Annotated in this window: 21 protein-coding genes, 1 pseudogene and 1 riboswitch; of the genes and pseudogenes, 17 read left to right on the top strand and 5 right to left on the bottom strand. The window is 36.4% G+C overall.

Annotated elements, in window-relative coordinates:
- The first annotated feature begins 119 nt into the window (after positions 1-119).
- From htpG to RRV45_RS11505, 3 genes are all read left to right on the top strand, one after another.
- Positions 120-2000 (top strand): molecular chaperone HtpG, encoded by a 1881-nt coding sequence (gene htpG / locus RRV45_RS11515; protein ID WP_315664835.1) that lies wholly within the window; start codon positions 120-122, stop codon positions 1998-2000.
- Positions 2001-2158: 158 nt separating this feature from the next.
- Complete coding sequence (locus RRV45_RS11510) at positions 2159-2383, top strand: hypothetical protein (RefSeq protein ID WP_315669015.1); 225 nt, start codon at positions 2159-2161, stop codon at positions 2381-2383.
- A 139-nt stretch (positions 2384-2522) separates the two neighbouring features.
- A complete protein-coding gene (locus tag RRV45_RS11505; RefSeq protein WP_315669013.1) occupies positions 2523-3575 on the top strand; it encodes an ATP synthase beta subunit C-terminal domain-containing protein in 1053 nt (350 codons plus the stop codon).
- A 157-nt stretch (positions 3576-3732) separates the two neighbouring features.
- Here RRV45_RS11505 and RRV45_RS11500 read toward each other — a convergent pair whose 3' ends face one another.
- Positions 3733-4743: an AI-2E family transporter gene (locus RRV45_RS11500; protein WP_315664834.1), complete on the bottom strand. Its 1011-nt coding sequence runs from the start codon at positions 4741-4743 to the stop codon at positions 3733-3735.
- 208 nt (positions 4744-4951) lie between these two features.
- Here RRV45_RS11500 and RRV45_RS11495 point away from each other — a divergent pair, with 208 nt between their 5' ends.
- The 7 genes from RRV45_RS11495 to RRV45_RS11465 all read left to right on the top strand — a co-directional run bounded on the left by RRV45_RS11495 (position 4952) and on the right by RRV45_RS11465 (position 11795).
- Complete coding sequence (locus RRV45_RS11495) at positions 4952-5635, top strand: M50 family metallopeptidase (protein WP_315664833.1); 684 nt, start codon at positions 4952-4954, stop codon at positions 5633-5635.
- Between the two features lie 38 nt (positions 5636-5673).
- Positions 5674-6516: an oxidoreductase gene (locus RRV45_RS11490; protein ID WP_315664832.1), complete on the top strand. Its 843-nt coding sequence runs from the start codon at positions 5674-5676 to the stop codon at positions 6514-6516.
- A 176-nt stretch (positions 6517-6692) separates the two neighbouring features.
- Positions 6693-7820 (top strand): metallophosphoesterase, encoded by a 1128-nt coding sequence (locus RRV45_RS11485; protein WP_315664831.1) that lies wholly within the window; start codon positions 6693-6695, stop codon positions 7818-7820.
- Between the two features lie 208 nt (positions 7821-8028).
- Positions 8029-9135 carry an ABC transporter ATP-binding protein gene (locus RRV45_RS11480; RefSeq protein WP_315664830.1) on the top strand — a complete coding sequence of 369 codons (1107 nt, stop codon included), beginning with the start codon at positions 8029-8031 and terminating at the stop codon, positions 9133-9135.
- Positions 9125-9928 carry an ABC transporter permease gene (locus tag RRV45_RS11475; RefSeq protein WP_315664829.1) on the top strand — a complete coding sequence of 268 codons (804 nt, stop codon included), beginning with the start codon at positions 9125-9127 and terminating at the stop codon, positions 9926-9928. Before RRV45_RS11480 ends, RRV45_RS11475 begins: the two co-directional genes overlap by 11 nt.
- Positions 9925-10725 (top strand): ABC transporter permease, encoded by an 801-nt coding sequence (locus RRV45_RS11470; protein ID WP_315664828.1) that lies wholly within the window; start codon positions 9925-9927, stop codon positions 10723-10725. The genes RRV45_RS11475 and RRV45_RS11470 overlap by 4 nt, the downstream gene beginning before the upstream one ends.
- A complete protein-coding gene (locus tag RRV45_RS11465) occupies positions 10722-11795 on the top strand; it encodes an ABC transporter substrate-binding protein (RefSeq protein ID WP_315664827.1) in 1074 nt (357 codons plus the stop codon). Before RRV45_RS11470 ends, RRV45_RS11465 begins: the two co-directional genes overlap by 4 nt.
- A 538-nt stretch (positions 11796-12333) precedes the next feature.
- Here the strand turns inward: RRV45_RS11465 and RRV45_RS11460 are convergent.
- Positions 12334-13572, bottom strand: coding sequence for an ATP-binding protein (locus RRV45_RS11460; RefSeq protein ID WP_315664826.1), 1239 nt, complete (start codon positions 13570-13572; stop codon positions 12334-12336).
- Between the two features lie 198 nt (positions 13573-13770).
- Positions 13771-15504, bottom strand: coding sequence for an AAA family ATPase (locus RRV45_RS11455; RefSeq protein ID WP_315664825.1), 1734 nt, complete (start codon positions 15502-15504; stop codon positions 13771-13773).
- Positions 15505-15742: 238 nt separating this feature from the next.
- A riboswitch (TPP riboswitch) is annotated at positions 15743-15845 on the top strand.
- Between the two features lie 67 nt (positions 15846-15912).
- Between RRV45_RS11455 and thiT the strand changes: the two genes are divergently transcribed.
- The 5 genes and pseudogenes from thiT to RRV45_RS11430 all read left to right on the top strand — a co-directional run bounded on the left by thiT (position 15913) and on the right by RRV45_RS11430 (position 22592).
- The gene (thiT, locus tag RRV45_RS11450; RefSeq protein ID WP_315664824.1) at positions 15913-16512 is read left to right on the top strand and encodes an energy-coupled thiamine transporter ThiT; all 600 of its coding nucleotides are present in this window, start codon (positions 15913-15915) and stop codon (positions 16510-16512) included.
- A 202-nt stretch (positions 16513-16714) separates the two neighbouring features.
- Complete coding sequence (locus RRV45_RS11445) at positions 16715-17437, top strand: GntR family transcriptional regulator (RefSeq protein WP_315664823.1); 723 nt, start codon at positions 16715-16717, stop codon at positions 17435-17437.
- Between the two features lie 239 nt (positions 17438-17676).
- Complete coding sequence (locus RRV45_RS11440) at positions 17677-19041, top strand: aminotransferase (protein WP_315664822.1); 1365 nt, start codon at positions 17677-17679, stop codon at positions 19039-19041.
- Positions 19042-19085: 44 nt separating this feature from the next.
- Positions 19086-20855, top strand: coding sequence for a sulfoacetaldehyde acetyltransferase (gene xsc / locus RRV45_RS11435; RefSeq protein WP_315664821.1), 1770 nt, complete (start codon positions 19086-19088; stop codon positions 20853-20855).
- 252 nt (positions 20856-21107) lie between these two features.
- Positions 21108-22592: pseudogene (locus tag RRV45_RS11430) on the top strand (APC family permease).
- Positions 22593-22701: 109 nt separating this feature from the next.
- Here the strand turns inward: RRV45_RS11430 and RRV45_RS11425 are convergent.
- Complete coding sequence (locus tag RRV45_RS11425; RefSeq protein ID WP_315664820.1) at positions 22702-23448, bottom strand: thermonuclease family protein; 747 nt, start codon at positions 23446-23448, stop codon at positions 22702-22704.
- 208 nt (positions 23449-23656) lie between these two features.
- On the opposite strand from RRV45_RS11425, the gene RRV45_RS11420 reads away from it, so the two are divergent.
- On the top strand, positions 23657-24073 hold the full coding sequence (locus tag RRV45_RS11420; protein ID WP_410489376.1) for a ferritin-like domain-containing protein: 417 nt from the start codon (positions 23657-23659) through the stop codon (positions 24071-24073).
- Positions 24074-24143: 70 nt separating this feature from the next.
- Here the strand turns inward: RRV45_RS11420 and RRV45_RS11415 are convergent, their stop codons facing one another.
- A complete protein-coding gene (locus RRV45_RS11415) occupies positions 24144-24284 on the bottom strand; it encodes a hypothetical protein (RefSeq protein WP_315664819.1) in 141 nt (46 codons plus the stop codon).
- A gap of 275 nt (positions 24285-24559) precedes the next feature.
- Between RRV45_RS11415 and RRV45_RS11410 the strand changes: the two genes are divergently transcribed.
- On the top strand, positions 24560-24691 hold the full coding sequence (locus tag RRV45_RS11410; protein ID WP_315664818.1) for a hypothetical protein: 132 nt from the start codon (positions 24560-24562) through the stop codon (positions 24689-24691).
- The last annotated feature ends 30 nt before the right edge of the window (positions 24692-24721 follow it).

The following is a 24721-nucleotide window of genomic DNA, read 5'->3' as shown; positions in this document are numbered from 1 at the left end:
AATTGACAAGAAAAAAAGGATATGGTATTTAATTGTTAGTGGTTTAGCACTCTAACGGGAAGAGTGCTAACATGGCTATTCATTCTAATGGATGTAAAGTCTAGGAAGGAGAGGACACAATGGAAAAAATACAATTTCAAGCTGAATCTAAAAGGCTCTTAGAAATGATGATCAACTCGATCTATTCTCAAAAAGAGGTTTTCCTGCGAGAGTTGATTTCGAATGCTAGTGATGCGATTGACAAAATTTATTACAAAGCATTAACAGATGAAAATTTAAGTTTTAACAAAGAAGACTACTACATAAAGGTTGTTCCTAATAAAGAGAATCGTACTTTATCGATAATCGATACTGGAATCGGAATGACGAAGGAAGAATTAGTAACCAATCTCGGGATCATTGCCAAAAGCGGTTCTTTAGCATTTAAAAAAGAAAATGAACTAAAAGATGGACATGATATTATTGGTCAATTCGGAGTTGGATTTTATGCAGCGTTTATGGTTGCAGATGTTGTAACTGTTATTAGTAAAGCTTTAGGCAGTGATCAAGCCTACAAGTGGGAATCCGAGGGTGCGGATGGATACACAATCACACCATGCGATAAAGAGCTAGTAGGCACTGAAATTATTTTAAAAATAAAAGAAAATCATGAAGAAGATACGTATGATGAGTATCTGGACGAATATCGATTAAAAGCGATCATAAAAAAATACTCAGACTTTATCCGCTATCCGATTAAAATGGATATTAGCGGTAAAAGGCCTAAAGAAGGCAGCGAAAATGAATTAGAGGACTATACAGAGGAACAAATTATTAATAGTATGGTTCCGATTTGGAGAAAGAACAAGAATGAACTCACGGAAGAAGATTATACAGCATTTTATAATGAAAAGCATTACGGCTTTGATAAGCCTTTAAAGCATATTCATATTAGTGCAGATGGAACGATCCGGTACAATGCCATTTTATATATTCCTGAGAAAATTCCATTTGATTATTATTCAAAAGAGTTTGAAAAGGGATTAGAGTTGTATTCAAATGGTGTTTTAATCATGAATAAATGCGCTGATTTGCTTCCAGACTATTTTAGCTTTGTAAAAGGAATGGTTGATTCTGAGGATTTATCTCTTAATATTTCTAGAGAGATCTTACAGCACGATCGCCAATTAAAGCTCATTGCCAAAAATATTAACAAAAAAATTAAAAGTGAACTGCAAAGTTTGCTGAAAAATGATAGAGAGAAATACGAATCGTTTTATCAATCTTTTGGCAGACAGTTAAAGTTTGGCGTATATAATGATTTTGGTATGCATAAAGAGGTTTTACAAGATTTATTAATGTTCTATTCTTCAAAAGAAAAGAAGCTAGTTACTTTAGATGAATATGTATCTCGAATGCCTGAAGATCAAAAATACATCTATTACGCTTCTGGAGAATCGAACGAGAGAATTGCCAAGCTGCCACAAGCAGAGTTAGTGGCAGAAAAGGGCTATGAAATCCTATACTTCACTGATGATATTGATGAGTTTGCCATTAAAATGTTAATGACCTATAAAGAGAAGGAGTTTAAGTCTGTTTCAAGCGCTGATTTAGGTATTGACGAGAATGAAAATAACCAAGATACGGACAAGGAAGTAAATGGGAATAAAGAGCTGTTTGACAGTATGAAAGAAATTTTATCAGGAAAAGTAAAGGATGTAAGGGTATCAAAAAGGTTAAGAACCCACCCTGTTTGTTTATCTTCCGATGGGGAAGTAACAATTGAAATGGAAAAAATCCTTAATTCAATGCCAGATAATCAAAATGTTAAAGCTGATAAGGTTTTAGAAATTAATGTAAATCATGAGGTTTTCCAATCATTAAAGAATGCGTTTGAAAAGGATAAAGAAAAATTGACGTTATATACAAACCTCCTTTATAATCAAGCGCTGTTAATCGAGGGGCTTCCACTCCAAGATCCGGTCGAGTTTACAAATGATATTTGTAAAGTAATGGTTTAAACTAAAGAGTTGCTTCGGCAGCTCTTTTTGCTGTTATTTGCAAATAAGATAAAATATGGTGTCGAAAAATCTAGAATACTTTTCCATTATTTATGTTATGATTAAGGAAAATAAATACAAACGGCATTTCTCGTTTGTGAGTACGAGGTGGAATGATGTTGACAGGAACAATCGCAGTCGTAATGGTATTTTCAATTCCAATCATCGCAATTGTTACAACTCATTTTCAAAAACAAACTAAGATTCAGCACAAAATGATACAAGACCAAATTGAGCTTGAAAAGTTAAAACAAGAGAATTATTTAATTGAGACACAAAAGATGCGACTGGAACTTGAGCAAATGCAGCTTGAAGAATACAAAAACAAACCAAAAATATTATGATTTTTAGCAAAATGGAGGACGGATTCATTTCTTGTTCTCCATTTTTTATTTTAAAGAAAAATTAATTACTCTGAAAAGTAAAATAATATTGCGTTTAAAAGTAAAATATATTACCTTATAAAGTAAAGGGGTGGGAAAACTGGAAAATTTAAAATTGAATGTGGCACTTTTACGAAAAAAGGTACCTAATTTGACGACTGCAGCTAAATCTGTAGGTTTACGGCCGGCCACTGTTTCAAATTTGTGTACCGGAAAAATTCCAGTTGGCAGATGTGAAGTTCGAACTTTAGCGGCTCTTGCTGAGCTTGCGGAATGTAGTTTGGATGAATTAATCATTAGAGGGGAGAAAATTGAAATGATCGAGACTAAGATAAAAACGCTTGATTTATTTGCTCCGCTTGCCAAGGGCGGCACGATTGGATTAGTTGCACGTCATGGGATGGGGCAGCTTGTCTTACTATCTGAAGTATTTTTCAGACTGAAGAAAGATCAGTATGTTACAGTTCTGCTCATGCCAGAAGGGAACTATCCAGAATTAAACGATGTAAAAATTAATACAGATATTATCGTCCATTCAATTGAAGAAGCATATGAAGCAATAGCTGAAAAAGGAAAAGCAAATGAGATTGCTTTTGCAGCTGACAGGAGCCATGTTTTAACAGGGGATATTTATGAGCTCCAAGAAAAATTGCAAGCTATTGATATCAATTCAGTTACAACATTTCTCGTTGATTTAAAAGGGGAAGCAGTTGATGAAGATTTACCATATGGACCGTTGGAAACCGTTTGGCAATTTGACGCAGATTTATCAGCAAGACATAAATTCCCTGCCGTTAATCCAATCTATTCAACTTCTTCAGTACTTGAAGGAGCGCATCTTGACCAAAATCACCTCAATATCCAGCAGCGAGCCCAAAAACTTCTTCGTCGCTATCGTGAACTCCGGTTATTAGTAAATGTTGGTGGGATAGAGCGGCTCCCAGCTGCCGAAACTCAAACCTTTGCACGCGGTGAAAAACTGGAAGCTTATTTAACACAACCATTTTATGTTGCTGAAGCCTTCACGGGAAAACAGGGAGAAGCAGTTGATTTAAATGACACTCTAAATGATATTAGAAAAATATTAGATGGTGCAGTTGATTCTATTGAAGCTGAAAAACTAAATTACATTGGTCAATTAATGAATAAATAAAATTCTGAACAAATCAGCAAAATCACTGGTCATGTTTGAAAGGCGTATATACTGGCATTCACATTCTAAAAGAACCGATAGAGGAAAATGGCTGAATAAGTCAGAACCAAAAGAAAAAGCAGAGAGTTCACATTAACCTCTCTGCTTTTTCAATTAGTTAGTTTATTTGTTTCTTATTCCTCACATCCAACACATCCAAAAAGAAAACGAATACTGGTATCCCAACAATTAGACCCCAAACACCGAAGAAATGCTCGGAAAAAATCAACACGATAAAGGTATAGAATACAGGCAAGTCTGTTTTTGAAGACATAAGTTTTGGATTTAAGATATAGGCTTCGACTGCATGAATGATCGTGATCACAATTAGAATGTAGATAACCTGCATGATGCCGCCAATTGTATAGGCAATAGCACATAAAGGAATTAGCGAGATAATGACACCAGCAACTGGGATGAGGCCAAGGAAAAAGATAAGGATGGAAAGCCCCATTAGCTGCGGGAAGCCCATGATCCATAACGCTAGAGTTGTTAGCCCACAGTTGACTAACGCAATAATAAATTGAGCCTCAAGTACTTTACCAAATGTTAAAACAAACTTTTTTGCGAAAAATTCAATTTCATTATAGAACGGTGCGATTTTACTATGTTTAAATTTTGAAGTAAATTCAATAAGCTTTGGCTTTTCCAAAAGAAAAAATAAACTTAACACAAGGGACATCATGATTTGAATCCCGACTTTACTCATACCGCTAAAGTATTTAAGTAGAAAAGTAAAACCCTGTTCCAAATAATTTGAAATTTGTTTTGTTTCAATCATGCCTAAAACATAATTAACAAGAACATGATCATGGGGCTGTGTTAAAAACAGCTGCAATTGTGTGACTAACTGTGAAATCTCTACAATAATAATTGGCAAGTATTTAATAACACCGATCGATAAAAGCCCAATAATTAATAAATAGGAGATTAGGACGGTTAGCTTGCGGTGTAAATTGAATTTATTTGATACAATATTCACAAGCCGATCCAATAAAAAGGAGAAAATAAAGGTGATTAGGATCAGGTTGATCATACTTCTTAGCATATAAAGAAGAAACACTAAGATTGAAAAAATAAGCAGCCTTTTAAATGAATGATTATTAATAAACGAACGGATCGTTTCCATTATACGAATAATTCCTCCCGTGCCATGGATGTAAAAACCCATATGATTACTTACTATTTTTATTTTATAATATTTTTATATATATTCATAATGATTTTATTTAAAATTATTAATTCCCTGATTGGCAGAAATTGAAACCTTTAGTGGAAGCATCATATAATAAAATGATACTTGGTCATTTTTATGTCTAAAAAGAGGAGAATCAGTATTGAGTTTACTAAAGCAAAATATCACTTGGAAATTCAGTTTGTTTATTGTAATAGCTATTATTCTAACAAATATCCCGTTCGTTGGCAGCTATATACGTATGATTAATACATTAATCCATGAATCTGGCCACGCAATTATAGCCCTATTAGGCGGCAAGGTTCATACAATCTCGTTATTTATGAATACAGAAGGGGTAACTTATACAAGTCATACGAACTGGTTTGGAAGTTTTTTTACCGGGATAGCCGGATATGTTTTTTCATCATTTATCGCATATTTATCCTTTTGGTTCATTAGCAGAAAACAATATAAACCACTTATTATTATTTTGCTACTATTTGTTGGCTTAAACCTGGTGCTTTGGGTTAGAAATGTTTATGGTGTATTTTGGCTTATTTCCTTTGGCGCATTATTTATTCTGTTATTATATAAAGGTTCCGTATCATTTGTACAAAATTGTTTATTGATTATAGCTAGTATCCTTTTAGTAGAATCACTAACATCTTCCTTTACGATCCTCATGCTTAGCTTTATTCAGCCGAATGCAGCAGGGGACGCTACAGGTTTAGCAAATACAACTATGTTTATTCCTGCTCAATTATGGGGATTATTCTTTTTTGCTCAATCGATATCCTTCTTGGTTGCAGGGTTAAAGAAGGGTATTTACCGCATCGACAAATAAATACAAATCAACCATATCTTCTGGAAAGGAGTCAACATTTGAATAGAAAAATCGCCGTTATTACAGGAGCATCAAGCGGCTTTGGGCTTCTGACAGCTATCGAGCTCGCTAAGAAAAATTACGATGTTATAGCGACCATGAGGGATACGAATAAAAGTGAAACGCTTTTATCAGAGGCAAGATTAAATAGAGTTAAAGGAAATATTACCGTTTCCCAGCTCGATGTTACATCTCAGCCATCCATTGAAAATTTGAAACAATATGTGGAAAAAATTGGCCGGATTGATTTACTATTCAATAATGCCGGATATGCAAGTGCAGGCTTTGTTGAAGAGATTCCTATTGATGAGTACAGAAAGCAATTTGAGACAAATTTCTTTGGCGCTATTGCCGTTACTCAAAGCTTTTTGCCCCTAATGCGCAGCCAAGGAAAAGGTACAATCATTAATATGAGCAGCATCAGCGGGAGAATGGGATTCCCCGGGATGTCTCCCTATGTCTCTTCCAAACACGCTCTAGAAGGGTGGAGTGAATGCCTCAGGCTTGAAATGAAGCCTTTTGGCGTCAAAGTTGTTCTGATCGAAGCAGGATCATATAAGACAAATATTTGGTCAAGCGGGAAGCATATAACTGAAAGATCACTTCATGAAGAATCTCCCTACTATCATTATATGCGTCAAATTCAGCAGTATATTGAAAATGGATCAGATTCGTTCGGTGATCCAAGAGAGGTAGCTAGGAAGATAACTAAGATAGCTGAGAATCATCAGCCTGAGCTAAGATACCCAATTGGCAAAGGTGTTAAGCAGAGCTTACTTATGAGGAATATGTTCAAATGGACATTTTGGGAAAAGGCTTTTATTAAAATCTTAAATAAGTAACCGTATCAAGATGATAGAGCGTATTCTATCATCTTTTTTTATACGTGCAATAATATGAACCTTAAGTCATGTGCCCAATTATTCATAATTACGGAAGCATAAACTATTTCGCTAAAATCCGATTATTATCACCTAAATTAGAGAAAATAAGAAAACATATAGTAAGGGGTGTTTGGATGAAAAGAATAAAAGTGATCATTCCAGTCATACTGATCATCAGCCTTTTGCTCATTGTCTTAAATCGGACAGACGCCAAAGAGATCATGGAATCTAGCTTGCGGCTTCGAATTTTAGAAACAACGGATTTGCATTCACATATGTTAGGTTTTAATTATAAGAAAAATAAACCGAATCTAGAATTCGGATTAGCCAAAACTGCATCACTTATCAAGCAAGCGCGTGAAGAGGAAATTAATTCACTGCTTTTTGATGTAGGTGATGTACTTGTAGGAAGTGCTCTAGACGAATATGTGGATAAAACCAACTATATGGACGATCATTATTTTCATCCTGTATTCAAAGCGATGAATGGACTTAATTATGATGCGGCAACAGTAGGAAATCATGAATTCAATCATGGATTAGACTTTTTGCATAAAAGCTTGCAAGGAGCCAAGTTCCCATACGTAAATGCCAATATTTATATAGATGATCAAAATCAATACGATGGCGATGATCTTAATTATTTCAATCCGTTTTTGATCTTAGATAGAAACTTTATTGATACTAACGGAAATAAACAAAAATTAAAAGTTGGTGTTATCGGCTTTCTTACCCCAATTGCAGCCGAATGGGACAAGAAGTATTTTCAAGGTAAATTAAAGATAAAAAATATCCAGGATACGGCTGAGCATTTTGTACCTATCATGAAAAAGATGGGTGCAGACATCATAATCGCACTTGCACATGTTGGATTAAATCCTGACAAAGGTTTAAAGGAGAAAGAGGGGAATTCTGTATATTTTTTAAGTGAAGTAGAAGGGATCGATGCTATTTTATACGGTCATACCCATCTAATTTTCCCTTGGAAGAACCTCTACAGTGTAAAAGATGAAACTGGAACCATTAATGGGGTCCCGGCTGTACAAGCTGGCTATTGGGGAAATCATCTTGGTATTATTGACCTAGAATTAACGAAGATGAATGGAAATTGGTTAGTTAATAGCAGTCAATCAATGGTAAAACCAGTGTTCCAGACTATAAAAGGAAAGAGCCTTCCACTAGTAAATGAGGATGACAAGATTGTGAAGGTATTGGAGTATATACATCTTGAAATCCAAAAGTTTTTTGAAACTAGTAAATAGAATGCTCATCGCCTGCACATAGATAATCTATGTGCAGGAAGACTTTCTTTGACAACTGTTATTCAGCATACAATATTTTCTAAAAACATCTCCACCAATGGTAGGAATATGGTATTATAACGTTTGATGTCTATATCTAATTATTCGATTTTTTTCGATAAAAACCGCGCAAATGTTTATTGAAATTTTTTTATTAGAAGGAGATAAAATGACGAACAACACTATTATCCGCTTTGAGAATGTAACAAAACAATATGATGATGATCCTCCTGTTTTGAAAGAGGTAAGCTTTGAGATTGAGAGAGGCAAATTCTATACTCTTCTCGGCCCATCAGGCTGTGGAAAAACAACTATATTACGGCTGATTGCCGGTTTTATTGAGCCTTCATCAGGGAAAGTATTTATTAATGAAAAATTAGTCAACGAAGTGCCTGCAAATAAACGCCAAGTTAACACTGTATTTCAGGACTATGCGTTATTTCCGCATTTAAATGTTTTTGAGAATGTAGCATTTGGCTTGAGAATCAAAAAAATGAAAAATAATGAAGTAGACCGTAAAGTAAAGGAAGCACTGCGCTTTGTAAATCTTGAAGGCTATGAAAATCGTGAAATTAGAGAGATGTCGGGCGGGCAGCGCCAGCGTGTTGCCATCGCAAGAGCCATTGTCAATGAACCGGAAGTGATTCTGCTTGACGAGCCTTTATCAGCTCTAGATTTAAAACTTCGTACAGAAATGCAGTACGAGCTTCGTGAGCTGCAGCGCCGATTAGGCATTACGTTTATCTTTGTTACCCATGACCAGGAAGAAGCTCTGGCGATGTCTGACGAGATTTTTGTTTTGAATAACGGAAAAATCGAACAGAGTGGAACGCCAACTGATATATATGATGAACCGATTAACCGATTTGTTGCTGATTTCATTGGTGAATCGAATATTGTACCAGGGACGATGATTAAAGACTTTTCTGTCCAGTTTGCCGGGAAGATCTTTGATTGTGTGGATGGTGGACTAAATCCGAATGAAGCCGTTGATATTGTTATCCGTCCTGAAGATTTAGAAATAACTAAGCTGGATTCAGGAAAACTAAGAGTGAAGGTAGACACTCAGCTTTTCCGCGGTGTTCATTATGAGATTAGCTGCTATGACCAGGATGGAAATGAATGGCTTGTTCATTCAACGAAAAAGGCAATGGTAGGAGAAGAAATAGGGCTGTACTTTGATCCTGAGGCCATTCACGTCATGAGACATGGAGAAACCGAAGAAGAATTCGACAAACGTTTAGAAGCATATGAAGAGGGAAGCTATGAAAACTAACTCTCGTAATCTATATTTAATCCCTTATGTTATTTGGATTCTACTATTTGTCGTCACACCCATTCTTCTCGTCGTATACTATTCGTTTTTTGATATTGAAGGGCAATTTACTTTTGATAATTACAAAAAGTTCTTTACGCCTGTCTATCTGAAAATGACATTTAGTTCCTTTTGGTATGCGTTTTTAATTACATTTTTCGCCTTTATTATTGCTTATCCAACAGCCTATTTGCTAACAAAAACTAGGCATAAGCAGCTATGGCTATTATTAATTATTCTTCCTTCGTGGATTAATTTATTGTTAAAAGCTTATGCGTTTATCGGTATCTTTGGTACATATGGTGCGGCTAATAGTTTCCTTGAAGTAATGGGGGTTGGCAGCAAGCAGCTTCTATTTACGGATTTCAGCTTTATCTTTGTTTCTGTTTATATCTTTCTGCCATTTATGATCTTGCCGATCTTTAATGCGCTAGATGAATTAAACCCATCTCTAGTCGATGCATCGAATGATTTGGGCGCTTCACCATGGACAACTTTTACCCGTGTTATTTTCCCTTTAACACTGGATGGAGTAAAGTCAGGATGCCAAGTCGTGTTCATTCCTGCACTTTCATTGTTTATGCTTACTAGACTAATTGCTGGTAACCGTGTTATCACCCTCGGAACAGCCATCGAACAGCATTTCCTCGTCACTCAAGACTGGGGAATGGGCTCAACGATAGCTGTCTTCCTAATTATTGCCATGGTACTCATTATGGTACTTACCGGTAGAAGAAAGAGGGGGATCCTATGAGGAAAAAAACAAAGCTTTCATCAATCTATTTGGCCATTGTATTTCTAATTCTGTATGCTCCAATTTTTTACTTAATGTTTTATTCATTTAATAGTGGCGGAAATATGTATCAGTTTGAAGGATTCACCCTTGATTGGTATCGCGAGCTATTCGGGGATACTAGGCTTCTAATTATCGTGTTAAATACAGTGATTATTGCCCTTTTATCAGCTGCGATCTCTACGATTCTAGGAGTTGCCGGTGCACTTGCCATTTATTATGCCAGAAGAAGAAGAGTAAAAAACACACTTCTTTCTCTCAATAATGTTCTTATTGTCAGCCCAGATGTAATTATCGGAGCGTCATTTTTAATATTGTTTACTATTATTGGCATCAAATTAGGGTTTGTTTCTGTACTATTTGCCCATATTGCCTTTAGTGTACCGATAGTAGTAATCATGGTGCTGCCAAAAATTGAAGAGATGAGTACATCGATGATTTATGCAGCTCTTGACTTAGGTGCAAGCAGATGGGATGTACTGACAAAGGTGATTCTGCCTTTTATCACACCTGGTATTTTTGCAGGATTTTTCATGGCTTTAACGTATTCTCTAGATGATTTTGCCGTTACGTTTTTTGTAACAGGAAATGGTTTTACAACATTGTCTGTTGAAATCTATTCACTTGCAAGACGTGGAGTTTCATTAAATATTAATGCCCTATCTACTTTACTGTTTATTTTCACGATGCTGCTCGTAATTGGTTATTACTTTATCACGAAGCGCAATCGTCCAGCTGGAATGGGGGTTAAGAAATGAAACAGCTTGTCCGTGCCTTAGCTGCTGTAATCATCGTTTCAATCGGTTTAATTCTGCTTGTCAATAAACTGAATTCTGCTCAAGGGTATTCAAGTGGAAATACTTTGACGATATTTAACTGGGGAGATTATATCGACCAGGATCTCATTAAACGATTTGAAGAAGAAACCGGGATAAAGGTCATCTATGAAACGTTTGATTCGAATGAAGCCATGTTGACAAAAATTGAACAGGGGGGAACCTCTTACGATATTGCTGTTCCGTCTGAGTATGCAATTGATAAAATGAGGCAGGAAAATTTGCTTATCCCGATTGATCATTCAAAAGTGCCGAACCTTCAATATATCGATTCTCGATTTATGGATTTACCATTCGATCCAGGAAATAAATATTCCATCCCTTACTTTTGGGGAACAGTTGGAATCGCGTATAATAAAAAGATGCTAGGTGATATAGATATAACTAGCTGGGATGATTTATGGGATCCAAAGTTCAAAAATCAAATATTAATTATTGATGGTGCCCGTGAAGTGATGGGAATGGGCTTAAATAGCTTAGGCTATTCTTTAAATGATACAGATGAAAAACACCTTATTGAAGCGAAAGAAAAGCTTGATTTGTTAACACCGAATATTAAAGCGATCGTAGGGGACGAAATTCGGATGTTGTTAGAAAATGGCGAAGCAGGTATTGGCCTTGTCTGGTCCGGAGTAGCGCAAGAAATTATGTGGGAAAATGAAGATGTTGAGTATGTTGTGCCAGAGGAAGGCTCCAATCTCTGGTTTGACAATATGATCATTCCAAAGACTTCAAAAAATCCAGAAGCAGCACATAAATTTATTAATTTTATTCTTGATCCTGAAGTTGCTGCGCAAAATACAGAATATGTTGGGTATTCTACGCCTAATAAAGGGGCACTCGAATTTATGGATGAAGAAGTCATTAGTGACGAGCGCTTTTACCCGGATGAAGAAATGACAGCGAAGCTTGAGGTTTACGAAAACCTTGGAAAAAGAATGCTGGCCTACTACAATGATCTTTTCTTAGAATTTAAAATGCATAGGAAATAAAAAGATAACTGATTGTCAAATGGTTTGAGTGATGTGGACTTTTTAGAGGACACAGAATCCCTTATTTGCATAAATACATGAGTATTTTTGGGGTTAAAGGGCACACAATCTTTTATTTGAAAAAAACAAGAGGATATTGACGGTTTTTCGTTAAATAAAGGAACGAGTGTCCGATAAATGCTCAATATCGGATTATTTTCAATAATAACGGAACCAGAGTCCGCCAATAAAAAGACCGCCCACATTCCGATCTGGTTAGTCCCGCAACGAAGCGAATAAGAAGAGGTGGACGGCCTTGACAATAGTATATGAGTTAAATAAAAATAAGATGCAAATCAAAGTCACATTTCTCAATAATAAAAAAAGGAGGAAAAGGGTCGTAACCTTTCCTCCTTTTTTAACCAGTAAATGATGACGAAATATTCAATAAATATTTCTTGGGAAAGCGCAAATTCAGACATTTCCTGAGTTGTGCCGTCAGAAAATAGCACAATTTGCCGATGATAGCGAAAGTTGTCGTGATTTCCAACTTTTTCTCCTACATTTTCACAGGAAAAGTGATTGTAAAAATGGTGCCTTTATTTTCAATACTTTCTATATTATAATCGCCTTTCAATCGCTTGATGATATCAAAGGATATCATTAATCCAAGCCCGGTTCCCTTTGTTTTAGTAGAATAATAAGGTTGTCCGAGCTGATTTAATTGAATAGCAGAAAAACCGACACCATTATCCTTAATTTCAATGATTGCCATGTCATTTCGCTGATAACCGTTTATTTCTAAATTCCCTCCATCAGGCATAGCCTCAATTCCGTTTTTAATGAGATTAATGAATAATTGCTTGCATTCATTCACATTTCCTGCAATATATAAATTATCCTCCAAATGAATGTTCATTTTTACGTTGGACATGACAGCATATGGTTTCATAAAATCGGAAATATCTAACATGATATTCGATAAAGGAATCGTTTCCGTAAATTCACTTATAGGACGTGCAAGAGAAAGAAAATCATTGATAATTTGATTAGTCCTATCCAATTCTTCTAAAGATAGGGATATAAACATCCCTTGACTTGCAGTAATATTTTTTTCGTTTTTCATTAGTTGTAAGAAGCCGCGAATAGTTGTCATCGGATTTCTAATTTCATGTGCAATGGATGCCGCAAGCTGGCTAATAGCATTTAATTTATCTGCCTTTTTCAGCTGCTCCATCATTAATAGCTGGAGCTTATTCATTTCGATTAAATAAATGGTTGTAGATAATGTAATTATGGAAACGATAGAAAACCAAACGAGGTGAGGAAAATCTCCCATAGCTCCGGTTTGCATTAGATATATCGTCCGTGTTGTAAAAATGAATAAATAAAAAATGACTCCTGCTAAAAGCTTGAATAATAATCTTTTCCTTATGTAATGTTTATAAACAATAAAAAATAAGATCGTCATAAAGAAATAATTGATTATGTTAGGAATTAATTTAGTTATATCAACAAATAGGGTTATTCCAAGCAGGATGCCAATGGCCATTAACCCCCATCTTGGACCAATATAATAAAAGGCTATAAAAATAGGGATGAATTTTAAATCGAATTCTAGTCCATCAGTAATTCGAACCGGAAAAAGCGATGATATTAAAAGTGAAAGGCAAATAGTGAGAAAAAAGGTAAAATTAATTTTATTATTTCTGCTTTGACGAGATAAAATGATATTCACAAGTGGGATAATCATCATAATAAAAAAATGAAAAAGCAGTTCTGCAATAAATTCCTTCAAAAGAACCATTCCTCTAGTCTTATTTTGTGTTTATCTTTAAATTAAACGAATGGCAGAGTGAATCCTTTAATTATCAAATATTTTACCTTAACAATTTTTCATCATAAAACATCATGATTCGACAAAAGTGCTTTATTTTCATCATTTTCAGTGAAAATCTGTAAAAATAAAAAAGCCGGCTCAATAGAGTCGGCGAAATTAGACAATAGCCTTATCACTTTCAGGCTCACTATTTACAATTTCCTGTACTTCAATTCCTTCTAAAGTTTCCTTTTTCATAAGGGTGCGAACTAATATTTCAAATTGGACACTATAATTGTTAATGAGCCCTTCAGATTTTTCTAATGCTTTTTGGAATAACTCCTGCATTTTCGCTTCTTTTTCTACCTTATTAAAAGTAAGAGTAAATCCATCTTCAAGCAAGCCAGTGTCAACCATCTGTTCAATGATTTGCTTCGCTTGCTGCACATCGCCACTTACACCAATGCTATGTTCTCCTAAGTAAATGCGCTCAGCAACACCACCAGCGAGAATCATAGCAACTTGGTCAAGCATGTCGCTTGTCGTTGATAGATGCATCTCTTTCGGAATTGGGGCCACATATCCAAGCGCTTGTCCGCGAGGAATAATCGTTGCTTTACGAACAGAACCCGGCTTCGTAATAGCAGCAACAAGGGCATGTCCTGCTTCATGAATAGCCACACGATTTTTTGTATTTTGATCTTGAAGTGATCTTGTTGAGCTTCCTAGAATGGTTCGGTCTAGTGCAAAATCTAAATCCTCTTTAGCTATAACATTTTGTCCATTTCTCACCGCTCTTCTGCTTGCAGTTTCAAAAAGAGAATGGAGGTCGGCTCCTGAAAATCCTGATGTGCTCTCTGCCAGCTCATCAAGTGAACTCATGACATCAGCCGCTAACACACGATTTTTCGTATGAATGTCAATAATCTCTTTCCTTCCTTTTGTGTCTGGAAGTGGTACATTAAATGAGAAATCAATTCGTCCAGGTCGGAGGAATGCATCATCGAGCATATCCTTACGGTTTGTTGCTGCGATGAAAAGAATTCCATCATTCGAATGACCGCCATCTAATTGAACAAGAAGCTCGGTCAATGTTTTTTCGCTTTCTTCGCCGCCGTGCTGCTTTCTTTTGCCGGCAAGTGCATCCACTTCATCGACAAAAATGACAGCAGGCTTCTGTTTTCTAGCATTTTGAAATAAAGTACGGACACGAGATGCGCCAACTCCAACAAACATTTCATTAAAGGCTGAACCGCTTGTAGAAAAGAAGGTCGCCCCAAGCTCCTTCGCAATGGCTTGTGCCAGCAAGGTTTTACCTGTGCCTGGAGGTCCATATAATAATATTCCTTTTGGCGGATTTACCCCCATTTTCAATGAACGTTCTGGATCTTTAAGAGTTGAAAGTGTTTGCATAATTTCTTCCTTCATCTCACCTTGAATCCCGCCAACATCTGCAAGGGAAATAGAAGGGAGTGGTCTTGCTTTTGATACACTTTCCTTCATAGTGTTTGCAGCACCAAGTCCGCCTTTTCCTGATTTATATAAATAAACACCAATTACTATTAGTAAAACAACTAGCCCGCCAAGTATCCATGGTGTATATGGGCTGCTTGAAGAAAATGTATATTGAACATTATAGTTTTCTACTAATTTATCAATTATCTGACTGTTCGGAGGCACATGAGACTCAAATTCACCCTCGCTCGTAACAATTGTCAGTTTACCGTTTTTATGCTCATTAATGGCAACCATTTCTCCATTTTGTGAGGCTAATAACTTCTCAACAGAAGAAAAGGGAATGGCTATTTCTTTATTTCCTTCCTGAACAGCCCATATAACCGAAGCCAAAATCACCAAGAATCCAACAATAATTGGTACAATCGTTGAAGCTTTTCTAAATTGTAATTTCAACTATTTTCCCTCCTTACTGTACCTAACTAGTATAAGTAATATTTAAAGACAGGGATAGGTCAATATTCATGTAAAATGGTGAAATAACTGGAAAAAAATTTACAGATGATGTGACGGACACTTTCATGTAATTCGTGAGGGGAATGGCCATATTTTGAAGAGCAAAAGGATAATAGAGATTCTCCTTCACAAATGTTGGAAACTATACTATACTGATGTTGGATCAAAATTACATATACGTAACCACAAGGGGAGCTTTATGCTGAGAGTGAACAGATAACTGTTCTGACCCTTCGAACCTGTTAGATAATTCTAGCGCAGGAATGTGGCATGAATAGAACGTTTATTTCTGATGTTTTTCTATTCTCCCCTTGAGGTAACGGAATACACAAAAGGGGAGATTTTTTTATGAAAAAATTAGGTTTGCTTGCATTAATTGAGGCGTCTTTTTTCGCAGCATTTGCCATTGTCTTAGACTTATTGCCTTCGATTAAACCAATGCCATCAGTTTCCATTTCAATTGCGATGGTCCCAATTTTCATTCTTGCCTTTCGCTGGGGTTTTAAGGTTAGCTTGCTATCTGGGTTGCTTTGGGGAGTCTTGCAAATTGCAATGGGGGACGCCTGGATTGCCACTCCAACACAAGCATTTATTGAATATTTTATTGCCTTTGCCTGTATTGGATTTGCTGGACTATTCTATAACTTAATTCAAAAAGAGATCAGATTCGGCTCTAAGAAGAAGGCATTAGGCTGGATGGTTGCTGCCGTATTTGCAGGAAGCCTTGCTCGTTATTTCTGGCATTTCCTTGCAGGCGTTATTTTCTTTGGCGAATATGCACCTGAAGGTATGTCGCCAGCTTTATTCTCATTCGCAGCAAACGGAGTTACAATGCTTGGAGCATGGGTATTGTGCTCAATCGTTGTTGTTCTATTAGTTTCAACAGCACCTCGATTAATCATTAGAAAAGACGATACATTGTTAATCACACATAACAAAGCATCTTAATACACTGCTCTTCTCATAAAGATACGTTTCTGATTATTAGAAGCGTATTTTTATACCTATAAAAAGATGTTTTTTCTAAAAAGAATAAATAATGTAAAAAGTGTATCTATTTTACTTTAAAACACACTCATAATATTCTATGATTATTAATAATGATGATAGATAATATGTTCAACTTATAATAAGGAGGTAAGAAGATAATATGGAATTAGATCCAAAAAGTCCAATCCCCCTCCATATCCAATTAAAGGACGGAATTCAAGAATTAATAAATGAAGGATTTTATAAAGAAAAGATTCCCAGTGAAAGAGAACTAATGGATAGGTATAAGGTAAGCAGAAGTACTGTAAGGGAAGCTGTTTCTCATCTAGTTCGTGAAGGGGTGCTTGAAAAGGTTCACGGAAAAGGAACTTTTATTTCAACCAAACCGATTGAAGAATGGCTTGGCAATTTAACAAGTACGACAGACACCATACGTAAAATGGGTATGAAGCCCGATGCCAAATTAATTGAGCATGGACGGGTTATTCCTCCACAAGAAATTATTGATACGACAGGGTTTCAAGAGGCGTATTATATTAAAAGAATTCGGTATGCGGATGATCAGCCGTTAGCCATTGAAATTCAATATTATCCTGTAGAAATTGGAGAGCAACTGGCAAAATATGATATTGATAAAGGCACACTTTTTGATATTTTAGAACAAAATTTACACATTAAATTATCGGAGGCAAAACAAATTATTACGAGCAGTTTCCTTTCAAAGGGAGATGCCGAATTATTAGGCTTGCCTGAAAATACAAATGTATTAAATACAGAAAGACTATTGATGGATGTCGATGATCAATTAATTGAATATTATATTGCTTCATTTCGAGCTGATATGTATTCATTTCGAATTAACCTGTCCAAAAAACACACATAAAAGGGCAGTGAGTGCTTAATCCAAGAGACCTAATAGTATCATACAACATAAAATTATAGTCTACTAAAGTTTGTAGATTAATTTTTTGTCAAAAAATATTATTATTTTATTTAGAATATATTGAAAATTTAAAATGATTGTGTTTTAATAAGTCATGAGATCATCATTTCTCAACTGGTACGGACGACATGATGTTATGATGACAAGAGACAAATATAATTAAAGGAGGCACGTAATACATGACGAATCTTCAAATAAACGTAAACGATCAATTAGTAAAACAAGACCAAGATCATTTATGGCATGCTATGAGCCGCTTTGTTGAAGGCGGAAAAACAATGGTTGCAGAGTCAGGTGAAGGAGCCTGGTTTACTGACATTGACGGAAATCGTTATTTAGATGGAGTATCCGGATTATGGTGCTTAAATTTAGGCCACGGACGGAAAGAAATTGTTGATGCAGCAGCCGAACAAATGATGAAGCTTTCTTATTTTCCTCTTACGTTAAGTCACATTCCAGCCATCCAATTATCCGCAAAAATTAGTAACCTTCTTGGTGATTCATACAGAACCTTTTTCTCAAACAGCGGTTCGGAAGCAAATGAAACCGCATTCAAAATTGCTAGACAATACCATTTTCAAAATGGAAATCCAGAAAAACATAAAATCATTTCCCGCTACCGTGCCTATCATGGAACAACCTTAGGTGCCCTTAGTGCAACTGCGCAGGCAAATAGAAGATATAAATATGGTCCAAGTATGCCAGGTTTCATGCATGTTCCTCTGCCATACAGCTATCGATGCCCATTCGGTGATGAAGTGACGGACTGTGATAAGGTGGCTGCCGATTTTATCGATCAAATCATTGCATGGGAGGGATCAGAAACTGTAGCAGCAGTCATCATGGAACCATTCATTTCAGGAGGAGGGGTTATTGTACCATCTCCGTCCTATCTCCAGAGAGTTTCTGAAATCTGTAAAAAACACGATGTTCTCCTGATTATGGATGAAGTGGTTTCAGGATTTGGAAGGACCGGAAAAATGTTTGGATTCATGCATTCAGATGGGGTCCAGCCTGACATTATTACAATGGCAAAAGGTTTAACAAGCGGGTATTTGCCGCTTGGAGCAACAGCCGTTCATTCTAGAATTTATGAAAAATTTAAGGAGGAAGGCACATCAAATCATTTACGACATGTTTCAACATATGGCGGTCATCCTGCAAGCTGTGCAGTTGCACTTAAAAACATAGAAATAATTGAAAATGAGAATATAGTTGCAAGGGTAGCCTCACTCGGAAATCGAATACTAGGTAGATTAAAAGACCTGATCTCCCATCAAAACGTTGGAGAGGTCCGTCATGTAGGATTCTTATATGGAATTGAAATGGTTGAAGATAAAGGATCAAAACAGCCAGCATCAGACGAGTTTATGGCTAACATCATTTCCCGCTGTAAAGAAAAGGGACTTATTATCGGCAGAAATGGTGACACGGTTCCAGGATTTAACAACGTACTCATCATTGCACCTCCTCTAGTTTCCACTGAGGATGATTTACATTTTGTAGTTGAAACAGTAACAAATGTTTTGCAAAACATTAAATGAAATCTAAATGATTATTAAACTTTTAAGGAAGGAAGTGCTATTAAATGGCAAAAATTGAAAAAGAATTAGAATCAATCAAAACAAAGAAATTAAAAATGACACCGAGTGAGGCAATTGTAGAAACACTGGTTGCAGAAGGAGTTACTCATATTTCCGGAATTCTAGGATCCGCATTTATGGATTTGCTCGATCTTCTGCCAACAGCGGGAATCCGATTCATTGGGGTTCGCCATGAACAAAGTGCAGCCCATATGGAGGATGCCTATACAAGAGTCAGCGGAGTAGCAGGGGTGGTTATCGGTCAAAATGGGCCCGGCATTACGAATATGGTCACATCTGTTGCAGCTGCAAATCAAGCCCATACACCAATGGTTGTCATTTCCCCATCTGCAGGTACTCCAACAGTCGGATGGGATGGGTTCCAGGAATGTGATCAAGTTTCTGTCTTTAAAGCGATTACGAAGGAAACAGTTCGGGTCACTCATCCAAAACGTGTAGCTGATTGCTTAAGAACTGCATTTAGAATAGCCTATGCTGAAAGAGGACCTGTCCTTTTTGATATTCCTAGAGACTATTTCTATGGAGAGGTGGAAGATTATATTCTAGAGCCACATCAATATCGTGTTGATAATCGAGGATGCGGATCTCCAGAATCACTCGATCGTGCCGTAGAATTGTTAGCACGAGCTAAAAATCCTGTCATCATCTCCGGACGCGGGGTAGTTGATTCTGATGGAATAGAGGCTGTAAAGGAAATTGCAGAGTATTTAACAATTCCTACAGCAGTTTCCTATATGCATAATGATGCTTTTCCTGCCAATCATCCATTAGCAGTTGGCCCCATTGGCTATATGGGATCAAAGGCAGCTATGAATACGCTTAAGGATGCAGACGTATTGTTGGCGATTGGTACACGTTTATCCGTTTTTGGAACACTTCCTTGCTATGATATCGATTACTTCCCAAAAAATGCAAAGATTATCCAAATTGATATTAATCCAAGGAACATCGCCCGTACCCATCCTGTTGAAATTGGAATTATCGGAGATGCCAAAGCAGCAGCCATTGAGATTGGAAAACGCTTGAAGGAAAGGCTTCCAAATCAGGAGCCTAATCAAGAAAAGCTGCTCCAAGTTTCACAAGATAAAGATAAGTGGGAAAAAGAGCTTATCGATCTAGCAATGGTAGAAGGAAATCCTATTAATCCAAGGCGTGCTCTGCTAGAATTAACAAAGGTATTACCTGAAAATGCGATTGTGACAACAGATATTGGGAATGTATCATCAACTGCAAATGCTTACTTAAAATTTAATCATCCGCGTCAACATATTGCTGCTCTAACATTTGGCAACACCGGCTTTGCCTATCCTTCAGCATTAGGAGCTAAACTAGCGAATCCAACCAGCCCTGTCATTGCAATTGTAGGAGATGGAGCATGGGGTATGAGTTTGCATGAGGTAAGTACGGCAGTTGAGGAAAATATTCCTGTTATTGCATGTGTATTTAATAATAATGCATGGTGTGCGGAGAAGAAAAATCAAGTAGATTTCTATAATAATCGATTTGTAGGTGCAGATATTCAAAATCCTGATTTTGCAGAGGTTGCAAGATCTATGGGGGCAGTAGGAATGAATGTTAACAGACCTGAGGATCTGGGACCCGCTATACAAAAGGCCATCGAATCCAATAAACCTACTGTCATTGATATTCAAGTAGATGGAACACAGCTTGCTCCGCCTTTTAGAAAAGACGCACTCCAAATGCCAACAAGACTTTTGCCGAAATATGCTCATCTAGATCATAAGAACTGGTAAGAAAAAATGGGGAGGGGCTGTCCTAAAGGCGAAGGTGCCTGGCACCGCTATTCAATATCTATTGTCCAATTATTGAAGTTTGCTCTAGATGTTGGTATAATGCCAGGCACCTTAAAGGACAGCAGCTCCCTTTTAAGGTTTTCGAAACAATAAGCATTCCTAATACCAAATTAGTGTTAATCCAGATCATAGGAAAATAGTCACTGAATTTTTCTGAATTTTCGGAAATCTATTAGAAGATGGAGGAGAATAATGGATAATAGGGTACAGTTAGAGAAGACCTTTAAACCACAATGGATTTGGGCAATTGCCTTAGGTTCAGCAATTGGATGGGGTTGTTTTATTCTTCCTACTGAATGGATGGGTATGGCAGGTCCAATTGGAGCTATTATTGGATTAATGATTGGTGCTCTTTTAATGATGATTATTGCAATTAGTTATGGGGTATTAATCGAAAAACATCCAGTATCCGGCGGGGAATTCGCTTATGCTTATTTAGGATTTGGAAGGGATCATGCTTTTATATGTGGATGGTTCTTAACTTTAGGCTATATTTGCATTGTTGCTTTAAATGCCTCCGCATTAGCCCTAGCTGGAAAATTCCTGCTGCCATCCATCACCAATACTGTTTTCTTATACGAAATCAACGGCTGGCAAGTTTATCTTGGGGAAGTAATTATTGCAACTCTAGCACTCATCATTTTTGCTTTCCTCAATATTAAAGGGGCCTCTCTCTCGGGCAGTCTATAATATATTTTCTGTATTATCCTTGTGGCCGGAGTTTGCCTATTAACAATTAGTATGATCTTAAGTCCAGCAACGGATTTGAGCAATCTTCAGCCGCTTTTCAATCCTAGCGTTCCAACACTCACCGGAATTATTGCAATTATTGCGATTGCACCATGGGCTTTTGTAGGATTTGATAACATTCCCCAGGCAGCTGAAGAATTTAATTTCCCTCCCAAGAAAGCTTTTAAACTCATCATTTATTCATTGATTGTCGCGGCTGCTTTATACTCGTTTATGATCATAGCAACAGCCGTAGCCGTTCCATGGCAGCAGCTTGTTGAAGGAAAACCAATTTGGGGAACAGGCGATGTCGTATCTGATACACTTGGAGGCATTGGAATAATTTTGCTGGCTGTTTCCCTTTTAATGGGGATTTTCACAGGATTAAACGGATTCTACGTATCTACTAGCAGGCTCATGTTTGCTATGGGCCGAGCAAAAGTCATTCCAACTGTTTTTTCTAAACTGCATCCTAAATACGGGACACCATATATTGGGATTATATTTACATGCGCCTTTTGTTTAATTGCACCTTGGTTTGGACGTCCTGTTTTACTATGGATCGTTGATATGTCCGCCACGGGTGTCACTATTGCTTATTTTTATACATGCTTCACAGCTTATAAATTATTTAAATGGAATGAAACGAGTGGTCCAGTGAATGGGGAGATTGCTCCTGTAAAGAAATTTTTCGCTTTAATTGGCGCATTAAGCGGCATTACATTTCTTGGACTGCTTCTAATTCCAGCTTCACCTTCTGCATTAGGAACTCCTTCATTAGTTGCCCTAGCGGTTTGGGTTGGATTGGGAATTGTGTTCTACCTGTTCAAAAGAAAAGAATATCACCGAATCCCAAAAGACAAGCTTGATTATTACATTTTCGGGAATACACAAATAAATCATGAGGCCGATGATAATAAGGTGCCGCCAGTAAATTTGGATGCATAAAAGTATTTGTTGACGGAGCACAAATCTGGAAGAAGTATAATTACTAAGATAGTTACCCATAGAAGAGGCACCTTCTTTATATTGAAAGTGCCTTTCTCAGTAACAAACGCTATTTACGGTATTTAATTCTCTTTTTATAAAAGAATACGAAAAATCCAAGGGCAATAAGCCACGAAATAATATGTCCTGATGAGCCTTTGGATTTTGTATTTTCTGAGACTTCTTTTTCTATTTGACTAATCTCTTTTGCTAAATCTGTTGAGGCACTCACTTTTTCTTCAGAAGATGGAGAGGCTGGGCCTGATTTTGCACCATTCTCTTTATTGAAAGTTGATTCATCGGAGGAATATATTCCTTTTGACAATTTTCTAGCATCTTCCATAGCGGATATGATTCGATCCTCATATAAATAATCTCCGTAATCATAGAAATCTTCTACAAATCCTGCTTTTGTCATTTCTTCTTGAAGAAGCTGATCTCCTACCCAAACCCAAGCCAACAAACGGCCATATTGGTCATAAACGGATTCTCCATCTGTTTCAATCGTGATTTTACCAGTTTTTAAAAAATTGCAAGTGAATACACTAGCTTCTTTTCCATATGGTTCAATCTCATTTGAATTTTCAGGAGTATCGATATAAAGGAATCTTGTTTTAAATACTTGTCCGTTTATTTTAAAATGTGCAGTATTCCCATCAACGCATTTCACAAACTCCGCATCGTATTTTTCACCGAGTCGAATTCCTCCGCTAGCTAATTTATCATCACCTTCATAATGAGCATAAGATGTTGAAAGCATAATGAAAAATAAGAAACAGACCACTACTATTATTTTATTATGTAAAATTTTATACAACTTTTATTTACCTCCGATTATACAATCATTCGAATAAACATTTTACCATATTTATATTGATTTTACTTTATTTCCAGAAATTTTGAAATATGAGCATCTTCATATGACATCTGTTTCAGTTCTAATCACATCCAATAGGGATTCCCGTATGATATAGGGAAAAAAGATAGGAGGTATTCATTTGTATCCTTATTACGAATATAAAGAAATGTACAGGCAAACAGACAAGTTACTAAACGATTTAATGAAAGCTATTAATGGAGAATATAGTGCAGTCCAGTGTTATCAAAAAATAGCAGGCATGGCACCGTCCGAGAAAGAAAGGAAGCAAATATTAGAAATTAGAACGGATGAAATAAGACATTTACAGCAATTCACACAAATATATGTCAATTTATCCGGCAGGCAGCCGCAGCCCCAAATTCAGGAAGCATGCCCGAACAACTACAGGAAGGGGTTAGAGTTTGCCTTCTTAGATGAACAAGAAACTGTAGATTTCTATTTAGATGTGTCTGACGAGGTTTCAGATGTTCACATTAAAAATATATTCAAACGAGCTGCCGCAGATGAACAAAATCATGCCGTCTGGTTTTTATATTATTTAACCCGGAAAAATGGTAACTAGTAAAGACAAAAGAAATCGGAAACTTAGCCCGATTTCTTTTGTCTTTTATTTATATTTTTGGTCCTTCTTTTTATTTTTTTATAAGGGGTTCTAGCTGGCTTGCGATTTCCCTTAGTAATTCATGAACGGTTAATTGATTTTCATTCTGTCCTTTTTTTAGGGCGGACTGTAAAACCTTTGCAAACTCATACGAATTTACTTTCGGTCTCATATGTTAACACCTTCTAATAATCATTTGATGAAAAACTAAGCAGTAAATTTACTTTACAGTATATACATTATTATTTTTATTTGTTACTTGTATAAGGACTATATTTATAAAATAAGGAAAAAATAGGTTTATTCCAATTCTTTTTCGGGTAAATATATAGAAAAACTAAATCTTTTTTCTATTAGACCCCCATAATATCCTTCATGTGACCCGAATGATCTTATAGAAATAAACATCATTGTTTCTATTAAATAATCATCATAGGAGGTCTGATTATGACTTTAACTATTGCCGATATTGATAAACTGTTAGATGCTACCCAAGAAATGGCAGATGAAGATGATTTCCGATATATAATCAGACGAGTTGAAATTGATAAATTGCTTGAAAAAACACAAGACTGGTAAATAATGATGAACATCAAATATCCGCTCTAA

The sequence above is a fragment of the Bacillus sp. DTU_2020_1000418_1_SI_GHA_SEK_038 genome, assembly GCF_032341175.1.
GTDB lineage: Bacteria > Bacillota > Bacilli > Bacillales > Cytobacillaceae > Cytobacillus.
This window is presented reverse-complemented; position numbering and strand designations above follow the sequence as displayed.